This window comes from Sandarakinorhabdus sp. (assembly GCF_031422795.1).
Lineage (GTDB): Bacteria > Pseudomonadota > Alphaproteobacteria > Sphingomonadales > Sphingomonadaceae > Sandarakinorhabdus.
The window spans coordinates 1-8,159 of record NZ_JANPML010000126.1 but is presented as its reverse complement, the minus strand read 5'-3'; the positions used below and the strand labels follow the sequence as shown (position 1 = coordinate 8,159).

Sequence of the window (8,159 nt, the reverse complement as noted above, 5' to 3'; positions counted from 1 at the left end):
GAACAGGCGGCGCTCGATGGCTGGGCGCAGGCGCTGACCTTCCCGCGCCTTTCGATGCTGTGGCAGATGCTGCTGAAGGGGCTGGAGGAAGTGCAGGCCGCGCCGGTGCCGCTGCAGGCCGCCGAAATGGCGCTGCTGCGGTTGTGCCATGTCGCTGATCTGCCCGATCCGGGCGCGCTGGTGAAACAATTGCAGCAGCAGGGCGCGACCACCACGGTGCCCTCTGCGCCAGCCCCCCCGCTGGCTGGTGCCCCGGCTGGTGCGCCAGCTGCCGCCCTTCCTGCCGCGCCGCCGGTCAGCGCGCCGCCAGTGGGCGAAATGCCCGACAGTTTCGAGGCCATGGTCGCCCTGTTCCGCCGCCAGAGCGAAGCGCGACTGGCGCATTATCTCACCGATGATGTGCGGCTGGTCCGCTTTGCGCCGCTGCAACTGGTGCTGGCTGCCAATGGCCTGCCCAAGGATGTGCCGCTGGCCATTGCGCGCAGCCTTGAAGAATGGACCGGCGAGAAATGGCAGATCGACTGGCAAACGGATGGCGGTGCGCCAACCTTGCGCGAAGCAGAGCTTGCCCGGCTGGCCACGCTGGAGGCACAGATGCGCGAAGACCCGACTGTGGCCGCGCTGCTCACCGCTTTTCCCGAAGCCGAACTTTCCCCCCTCAACCAAACTGCCTGAGAAGAACCATGCCCAGCCTTGAAGAATTGATGGAAGCTGCCCGCAACGTGCAGGAACAGATGGCCCGCGCCCAGGCGCAGCTTGACCAGATCGAGGTGGAAGGTGCGTCGGGCGGCGGCCTGGTGACGGTGCGCGCCACGGCCCGCGGCGCGGTGCGCGGCCTGAACATCGATCCATCGCTGCTCACGGCTGATTCCAAGGAAATGCTGGAAGATCTGATCGTGGCGGCGTTCAATGACGCCAAGACCAAGGCCGATCAGGCCGGCAGCAGCGAAATGGGCAAATTGACCGCCGGCATGCAGTTGCCGCCCGGTTTCAAGCTGCCGGATTTCTGATTTCAAACCAAAGGACACGACCCATGCGCCAGCTTCATTCGACCATCACCTCTGCCGGTGAACTCGTCCTCGCGCTGGCCGACGTGCCAGAGCCGGAGGCCGGGGCCGGCGAAATCAAGATTCGCATCGAAGCAGCGCCAATCAACCCGTCCGACATCGGCCTGCTCACCGGCGCGGCCGACATGACCACCGCGCGCGGCGAGCCCGGCGCCATCCGGGCCAGCGTGCCGCCAGCGCTGATGCGGGCGATGGCCGCGCGGGTCGATCAGGCCATGCCGTGCGGCAACGAAGGCGCCGGCACCGTGGTCGCCGCGGGCGCTGGTGCCGAACATCTGCTGGGCCGCAAGGTGGCTATCATCGGCGGCGCGACCTATGCCGATTATCGCGTGGTGAAGGCCGAGGAGGCACTGCTGCTGCCCGAAGGGGCGACGGCGGAACAGGGCGCATCCTGCTTCGTCAACCCGCTGACCGCGCTGGGCTTTGTTGAAACCATGCGCGCCGAAGGCCACAGCGCCATTATCCACACCGCTGCCGCGTCGAACCTGGGCCAGATGCTGGTGAAGATCTGCAAGGCCGATGGCGTGCCGCTGGTCAACATCGTGCGTTCAGCCGAGCAGGTGGCGATCCTGAAGGGCATTGGCGCGAGCAATGTCATCGATTCGACCGCGCCCGATTTCATGGCGCAACTGGTGGCGGCCTGCACCGAAACCGGCGCGACGCTGGCTTTTGATGCCATCGGCGGTGGCCAGTTGGCCGGGCAGATCCTGACCGCGATGGAAGCCGCCATCAACTCCCGTCCCGGCGGCTACAGCCGCTATGGCTCGGAAGTGCTCAAGCAGGTCTATATCTATGGCGGGCTCGACATGGCGCCAACCAGCTTTGGGCGCGGTTTCGGCATGGCCTGGGCGATGGGCGGCTGGCTGCTGTTCCCGCGCCTGCGCACGTTCGGGCCCGGCGCTTATGCCCGGCTGAAACAACGCGTTTCCGACGAGCTGACCACGACCTTTGCCAGCCATTACAGCCACAAGGTCAGCCTGGAAGAAATGCTGGAACCGGCCGCCGTGGCGGGCTGGTATCGCCGGGCGACGGGGCAGAAGTATCTGGTGGTGCCAGCCTGAGGCTTACCGCATCCGTTGATCTGAATGAGCTTCACAGCGCATTGCTGTCGGGTGTTTAGATAGCCACACTTCAGAAATCAGAGCGTCACACCAGCGACACCGCCGACCAATAGTCAGCTTAGGTCTAGCGGGGGGTGCGGCAATACCTTCATTGTAAGAAAAGGCTTCGAACCGCTTTTGTTTGCACTTACCGCACTTGATGCGATTACCTTCCAAATCTTCCTGCTTGGCCAACCCTTTGTGGCCACAAGCTAGGCATCTGACATCTATTCGGCGCATTGCTTGCCTTGCTCCACGAAGACCAAATGCGTCGCTCGCTTCGTCAGTTCCACAGGCAGGTATCAATTCCCCCGTCGCGCACCACCCGCACCCGCCGCTCGATGCGGCGGGCATAGCGGCGCACCGATTTTGATGGCTTGTTGACACTGCGCTTGATCGGCTGCGGCAGGATGGCGGTCAGTTTTGCCGCCTGGGCGGGTGACAGGCGGTCCACCCTTGTGCCGAAATAGTGGATCGACGCCGCCGGCATGCCATAGATGCCGGGGCCCATTTCAACGATGTTGAGATAGACTTCCATGATGCGCGGCTTGTCCCAGAATATTTCGATCAGGCCGGTGAACCACACTTCCAGCCCCTTCCTGACATAGGACCGCTGTGGCCACAAAAAGGCGTTCTTGGCCGTCTGCTGGCTGATGGTGGAGCCGCCGCGCAGTTTGCGGCCCTGATAATTGGCCTGGGCTGCGGCCTTCACGGCTTCGAAATCAATGCCGTTGTGATAGCAGAAATTGGCATCTTCGGCGCCGATCACCGCGCGCGGCAGGCTGCGTGACATGGCGGTGAGCGGCACCCACGTATATTTCACCTTCTGGCCGGCCACCGAATCGCGCGCCATCAGCCACGTCACCGGCGGCGTCACAAAGCGATAGGCGATCACCCAGATCAGGCTGAGCACGAACACAGCGGCCAGCGCCCGGAAGAACCAGCTGACAAGAAATCCGATTGCACGACCGATCATGGCTGCATCTGCCGCCAGTCGGGCGCAGCCGTCAATTGCTTACACGGGCTCGGGGAGCAATCGTTGTTCGGCAGCGGCTTCCTGCATCGCCTTGGCCAGCTTTTCAAAGGCGCGCACCTCGATCTGGCGCACGCGTTCGCGGCTGATGCTGTAGCGCTGGCTGAGTTCCTCCAGCGTTTCCGGCTCGTCGATCAGACGGCGCTGGGTGAGGATGTCGCGCTCGCGCTCGTTCAATGTCGCCATTGCCTGCACCAGCAGACCGTGGCGCTGATCACGCTCTTCGCTGTCGGCCAGAAGTTCATCGGCCAGCGGGCCATCATCGGCCAGCCAATCCTGCCACTGGCCTTCGCCTTCTTCGCGCAGCGGCGTGTTCAGGCTGGCATCACCGCCATGGCCCATGCGCCGGTTCATCGAGACGACTTCATCCTTGCCGACGCCCAGCGTGGTGGCGATATGATCAACCTGTTCCGGGCGCAGATCGCCATCTTCCACTGCGCCGATCTTGCCCTTCAGGCGGCGCAGGTTGAAAAACAGTTTCTTCTGCGCGGCGGTAGTGCCGATCTTCACCAACGACCAGCTGCGCAGGATATATTCCTGGATCGCCGCCTTGATCCACCACATGGCATAAGTGGCGAGGCGGAAGCCCTTTTCGGCATCGAATTTGCGCACGCCCTGCATCAGGCCGATATTGCCCTCGGCAATCAGCTCGTTCACGGGCAGGCCATAGCCGCGATAGCCCATGGCAATGCGCGCCACGAGCCGCAGGTGGCTGGTCACCAGCTTGGTAGCGGCGGCCGGGTCCTGATGCTCGGCCCAGCGTTTGGCCAGCATATATTCCTGCTCTGGCGCCAACAGCGGAAACTTGCGGATTTCGGCCAGATAGCGGTTCAGCCCGGCCTCGGAACCCAGCGCCGGGATGCTCGCCGGCTTCACGGCGGGAAGATTTGAACTCATCGTCTCACTCCTGTTCGGTCCCATCGAGGCGACCGATCAACGCCACCATATCGGCTGGCAGGGGGCTTTCGAAAGAAAGCTTTTCTTGGGTCACGGGATGCAAAAATCCCAGTGTCGCGGCGTGCAGGGCCTGGCGTTCAAAGCCCAGTTCCTTGAGCATTGCCGCCAGTTTTCCGGGCGCGCGCCCATAAACCGCATCACCCAATAAGGCATGGCCAATGGATGCCATGTGAACGCGGATCTGGTGGGTGCGGCCGGTTTCCAGCCGGCATTCCACCTGCGCCGCGCCGGTGAAGGCGGCAATGGTGCGAAAATGCGTGACCGCATGCTTGCCGCGGCCATCCTTCACGATGGCGATTTTCTGGCGGTTGGTGCTGCTGCGGGCCAGCGCGCCTTCGATGCGGCCAGCCGGCGGCACCGGCACACCGCCCACCACCGCGGTATAACGGCGATCAACATCGTGGCGAGCAAACTGCGCGGCCAGGCCTTCGTGGGCCTTGTCCGTCTTGGCGACAACCAGCAGCCCCGATGTGTCCTTGTCGATGCGGTGAACAATGCCCGGCCGCGCCACGCCGCCAATGCCCGACAGCCGCCCGGCACAATGGTGCAGCAGCGCATTGACCATGGTGCCATCATAATTGCCGGCCGCCGGATGCACCACCAGCCCGGCCGGCTTGTCCACCAACAGCAGATGATCGTCTTCGTATACGATGCTGAGCGGGATATTCTGGGCGATCGTGGCGGAAGGGCGGGCTTCGGGCACGTCCAGCGTCAGCGCCTCGCCGCCCTTCATCTTGGTGGCCGGATCCCAGATCACGCCGGCCGGGCCGGTCAGGCGACCGCCCTGCACCAGATTTTTCAACCGTTCGCGGCTGTACAGCGGCACCGCTTCGGCCAGCGCCTTGTCCAGACGCTGGCCGGCCGCCGTGGCCGGCAAGGTGATCAATATCGACTTCTCGTCCCCCATGGCTTAGCGATGTCGGCATGAAGTTGCAGATATCAAGCGGGGATCGGCAGATTTTGCTGGAAGCAGCAGCCGCCACTCCGGACGAGGAAGTGTGCGGCCTGCTGCTCGGCAACGACGGCAAGGTGGAAACGCTGGTGCCGGCGCGCAATGTCGCGCGCGATCCAACGCGCAGTTTCGAGATTGATCCGGTGATCCTGCTCAGCGCCCACCGCACCGCGCGGGGGCAAGGCCGCCACGTGATCGGCCATTGGCACAGCCACCCAAACAGCCGCCGCGAGCCATCGGCGCGCGATGCCGCCCGCGCCACGGAAAACGGCCAGATCTGGCTGATCATCGCTGGCGGCGACATGTTGGCATGGCTGCCGCACAGTAGTGGCAGCTTTCGCCCCGTCGCCATCGAGGTGACATGATGGCCAGTGGCGAAGTGAAGTGGTTTGATGGCAAGAAGGGTTATGGCTTCATCACGCCGGATCTGGGGCCGCGTGATGTGTTCGTGCATGTTTCGGCGGTGAATGCTGCCGGGCTGGCGCGGTTGCAGCCGGGGGAGCGACTGGATTTCGAACTGGCGCAGGATGGCGATGGCCGCCTGATTGCGCTGGGCCTGATGATGCGAGACGATGGCGGGGACAAGGATAGCTCCGCCGAACCGGGGGTAGTGTAATGAGTGACTTGAGCCATTGGGTTGTGCGCTGGTTGTGCCATGATCTGGCAACACCGATTGCCAGCGTGATGACCGCCAGCGAACTGCTGGACGATGTGAAACCAGATGCCGAGATCAACGAACTGGTCCAATCTGGCGCAGTGCGCCTGACCGGACGGCTGCGGTTGGTGCGCCTGGCCCTTGGCGCCGGCGAAAACGCCATGGCCAGCGCGCCGCTGGGCCGGCTGGTGATGGCCGGGCTGGATGGCACCAGCGTTGATTGGCAGTTTTCGGGTGATGCCATCGATGGCATGGCGCCGCTGGTGGCCGGGTGCGCCATGCTGGTGGCCGATCTTAACCGCACGCGGGCACTGGTGGTAACGGTTGATGGGGTGGCGGTGCCGCAAGGCTGCAATTGGCCCGATTCGGTCGCCGCGGTGTTTGCCGGCGCGCCCGCCAGCGACAATCGCAGCGCCGTGGCCAGCATGTTGCTGGCAACCGCCGAACGGGCTGGCAAGACACTTTCCTGTGATGGCAATGGTTTACATTGGGGCTTGCCCCCAAGCTGAAAACGGCCGGCAGAAAGTTTGCTGCACTGCAACATAAGCCCTCTTGAAACCGTCATTGTCTGAGGCTATGTTGCATTGCAGCAAAGCCGGAGACGCAGATGACCACCAAGACCTCAGCGCCCAAGTCCAAGCCAGCCACCAAGCGTGCGCCGGTCAAGGCAAATGCGCCGGCCAAGGCGGCCCCTGCAGCAAAGGCTGAAGCCGTGACCATCGCAACTGCACCGGTCGTACCGGTGGTTGAAGTGGTGGTTGAGACTGTCGCTGCTCCGGCGCCAGAAACTGTGCCTGCGCCGGCGCCCGAACCTGAAGTGGTGGCCCCGGTTGCCGCCAAGTCGAAGTTCACGCCGGAACCAGCCGATCTGGAACCCGCAGCGGCCGTTACCCCGATTGCCGCCACTTCACCCTCACCCATTTCCGCACGAAAGGAGCCGATCATGGCCACCAAATTTGAATCCACCCAGGACGCCGTTCGCAGCACCGTCAGCAAGCTGAGCACCCAGGCCGAAACCGCCATGACCAATGGCAAGGCCGCCATGGAGCAGGTCGCTGCCAAGTCCAAGGAAGCTGTCGAAGCCAGCAAGAAGAGCATGGAAGAAATGTCCGAAGTGACGCGCACCAACGTTGATGCGCTGATGACCTCGGCCAAGGCCGCCACTGCCGGCGTCGAGCAGCTGATGGCGCACATGACCGAAGCATCGAAGAAGTCGTTCGAAGGCACCACCGCCATGATGAAGACCATGTCGACGGCCAAGACCCCGAACGATCTGATGCAGCTGCAAAGCGATTTCGCCAAGGCCCAGTTCGACGAAGCCGTCGCCCAGTACAGCAAGATGACCGAAATGATGGTCAAGCTCGCCGGCGAAGTGATGGAGCCGATGCAGAACCAGATGGCGGTTGCCACCGACAAGCTGAAGTCGGCCTGGACCACCAAGTAATCGCTTGGCAAATACGCATGCTGCGCCGCCCGACTGGGCAGGCGTGACGGCAAGGGGGCGAGCGGCCAATCGGCGGCTCGCCCCTTTTGCGTTGTCGCGCCCCTTTTTTTGGCGCGCCGATTTGCTATATAGGGGTCAATTCCTCCTCTTTTGCCCGGATTTCCCTTGATGCTGGCTGGTCTTGATCCGCGCATGACAGATGAAGAGCGCGACGCCGGCGATGCCGCGGGCGGCGGCGGCCGCACCGGCGTGGGTCTGGCCACCAAGCCGGAAACCAAGACGGCCAAGCCAGCGCTGTACAAGGTGCTGATGCTGAACGACGATTATACCCCGATGGAATTTGTCGTCCTCACCCTGCAGCGTTTTTTCAAGATGAGCATCGAGGATGCAACCCGGGTAATGCTGCACGTGCATCAGCGCGGCGTCGGCGTGTGCGGCATCTTCACCTATGAAGTGGCCGAAACCAAGGTGAACCAGGTCACCGATTTTGCCCGTCAGCACCAGCATCCGTTGCAGTGCACGATGGAGAAGGAATAACTGGGGAGAAGGAATAGCCTGCGACCACGCGGCCCATGCCCTCTGCCTGCGCCCGCGCTAAGCGGGGTGCATGACCCTCCTCTCCAGCTTTCAGCCCGGTCTTCATGCTGTTGTCGTCGGCGCCACCGGCGGCATCGGCGCAGCGTTTGCGGCGCTGCTTGAACAGGACGGCGCGCAGATCACGCGCTGGAGCCGCAGCGGCGGCTTTGATCTCACCGATCCCGCCAGCATCGAAGCCGCCGCTGCCGCACTGACCATCGCGCCTGATCTGGTGTTCATCGCCACGGGCGTTCTGCACGGGAATGCACTGGCGCCGGAGAAGGCCAACAGCCAGCTTTCGGCCGACGCGCTGGCGACCGCCTTTGCGATCAACACCATCGGCCCCGCGCTGGTTGCGCGCGCACTGCTGCCGCT

General features: G+C 63.5%; 11 protein-coding genes and 1 pseudogene. 9 read left to right on the top strand and 3 right to left on the bottom strand.

Annotation, left to right across the window (positions count from 1 at the left end; genetic code table 11):
* The 3 genes and pseudogenes from RMO81_RS04745 to RMO81_RS04735 all read left to right on the top strand — a co-directional run.
* Positions 1 to 675 (top strand): annotated as a pseudogene (locus RMO81_RS04745) (DNA polymerase III subunit gamma/tau); the annotation flags it as partial.
* Between the two features lie 8 nt (positions 676 to 683).
* Positions 684 to 1,010, top strand: coding sequence for a YbaB/EbfC family nucleoid-associated protein (locus tag RMO81_RS04740; protein ID WP_310474607.1), 327 nt, complete (start codon positions 684 to 686; stop codon positions 1,008 to 1,010).
* A gap of 23 nt (positions 1,011 to 1,033) precedes the next feature.
* A complete protein-coding gene (locus RMO81_RS04735) occupies positions 1,034 to 2,128 on the top strand; it encodes a zinc-binding dehydrogenase (protein ID WP_310474606.1) in 1,095 nt (364 codons plus the stop codon).
* Positions 2,129 to 2,450: 322 nt separating this feature from the next.
* On the opposite strand, the gene mtgA is transcribed toward RMO81_RS04735, so the two are convergent.
* From mtgA to RMO81_RS04720, 3 genes are read right to left on the bottom strand one after another with little or no spacing between them, the layout of a single operon-like run.
* Complete coding sequence (gene mtgA / locus RMO81_RS04730; RefSeq protein WP_310474605.1) at positions 2,451 to 3,143, bottom strand: monofunctional biosynthetic peptidoglycan transglycosylase; 693 nt, start codon at positions 3,141 to 3,143, stop codon at positions 2,451 to 2,453.
* A gap of 39 nt (positions 3,144 to 3,182) precedes the next feature.
* Complete coding sequence (gene rpoH, locus RMO81_RS04725) at positions 3,183 to 4,097, bottom strand: RNA polymerase sigma factor RpoH (RefSeq protein WP_310474604.1); 915 nt, start codon at positions 4,095 to 4,097, stop codon at positions 3,183 to 3,185.
* Positions 4,098 to 4,101: 4 nt separating this feature from the next.
* Positions 4,102 to 5,064, bottom strand: coding sequence for an RluA family pseudouridine synthase (locus tag RMO81_RS04720; protein ID WP_310474603.1), 963 nt, complete (start codon positions 5,062 to 5,064; stop codon positions 4,102 to 4,104).
* A 53-nt stretch (positions 5,065 to 5,117) separates the two neighbouring features.
* Here RMO81_RS04720 and RMO81_RS04715 point away from each other — a divergent pair, with 53 nt between their 5' ends.
* The 6 genes from RMO81_RS04715 to RMO81_RS04690 form a co-directional block, all read left to right on the top strand.
* Positions 5,118 to 5,474 carry a M67 family metallopeptidase gene (locus tag RMO81_RS04715; RefSeq protein ID WP_310474602.1) on the top strand — a complete coding sequence of 119 codons (357 nt, stop codon included), beginning with the start codon at positions 5,118 to 5,120 and terminating at the stop codon, positions 5,472 to 5,474.
* Positions 5,471 to 5,725 carry a cold shock domain-containing protein gene (locus RMO81_RS04710; RefSeq protein WP_310474601.1) on the top strand — a complete coding sequence of 85 codons (255 nt, stop codon included), beginning with the start codon at positions 5,471 to 5,473 and terminating at the stop codon, positions 5,723 to 5,725. The genes RMO81_RS04715 and RMO81_RS04710 overlap by 4 nt, the downstream gene beginning before the upstream one ends.
* Positions 5,725 to 6,273 carry a hypothetical protein gene (locus RMO81_RS04705; RefSeq protein WP_310474600.1) on the top strand — a complete coding sequence of 183 codons (549 nt, stop codon included), beginning with the start codon at positions 5,725 to 5,727 and terminating at the stop codon, positions 6,271 to 6,273. The genes RMO81_RS04710 and RMO81_RS04705 overlap by 1 nt, the downstream gene beginning before the upstream one ends.
* A gap of 98 nt (positions 6,274 to 6,371) precedes the next feature.
* Positions 6,372 to 7,208, top strand: a complete 837-nt coding sequence (gene phaP, locus RMO81_RS04700; RefSeq protein WP_310474599.1) for a TIGR01841 family phasin — start codon at positions 6,372 to 6,374, stop codon at positions 7,206 to 7,208.
* A 192-nt stretch (positions 7,209 to 7,400) separates the two neighbouring features.
* On the top strand, positions 7,401 to 7,745 hold the full coding sequence (gene clpS, locus RMO81_RS04695; protein WP_310474608.1) for an ATP-dependent Clp protease adapter ClpS: 345 nt from the start codon (positions 7,401 to 7,403) through the stop codon (positions 7,743 to 7,745).
* Between the two features lie 70 nt (positions 7,746 to 7,815).
* Positions 7,816 to 8,159 (top strand): NAD-dependent epimerase/dehydratase family protein (locus RMO81_RS04690; RefSeq protein ID WP_409049580.1); only part of this gene is annotated, 344 nt, incomplete at its 3' end.

Bases quoted from the DNA above. Each gene is read 5' to 3' on its own strand.
- rpoH (WP_310474604.1), bottom strand. From the start codon at position 4,097: ATGAGTTCAAATCTTCCCGCCGTGAAGCCGGCGAGCATCCCGGCGCTG.
- RMO81_RS04735 (WP_310474606.1), top strand. From the start codon at position 1,034: ATGCGCCAGCTTCATTCGACCATCACCTCTGCCGGTGAACTCGTCCTC.
- phaP (WP_310474599.1), top strand. From the start codon at position 6,372: ATGACCACCAAGACCTCAGCGCCCAAGTCCAAGCCAGCCACCAAGCGT.
- mtgA (WP_310474605.1), bottom strand. From the start codon at position 3,143: ATGATCGGTCGTGCAATCGGATTTCTTGTCAGCTGGTTCTTCCGGGCG.
- RMO81_RS04705 (WP_310474600.1), top strand. From the start codon at position 5,725: ATGAGTGACTTGAGCCATTGGGTTGTGCGCTGGTTGTGCCATGATCTG.
- RMO81_RS04710 (WP_310474601.1), top strand. From the start codon at position 5,471: ATGATGGCCAGTGGCGAAGTGAAGTGGTTTGATGGCAAGAAGGGTTAT.
- RMO81_RS04740 (WP_310474607.1), top strand. From the start codon at position 684: ATGCCCAGCCTTGAAGAATTGATGGAAGCTGCCCGCAACGTGCAGGAA.
- clpS (WP_310474608.1), top strand. From the start codon at position 7,401: ATGACAGATGAAGAGCGCGACGCCGGCGATGCCGCGGGCGGCGGCGGC.
- RMO81_RS04720 (WP_310474603.1), bottom strand. From the start codon at position 5,064: ATGGGGGACGAGAAGTCGATATTGATCACCTTGCCGGCCACGGCGGCC.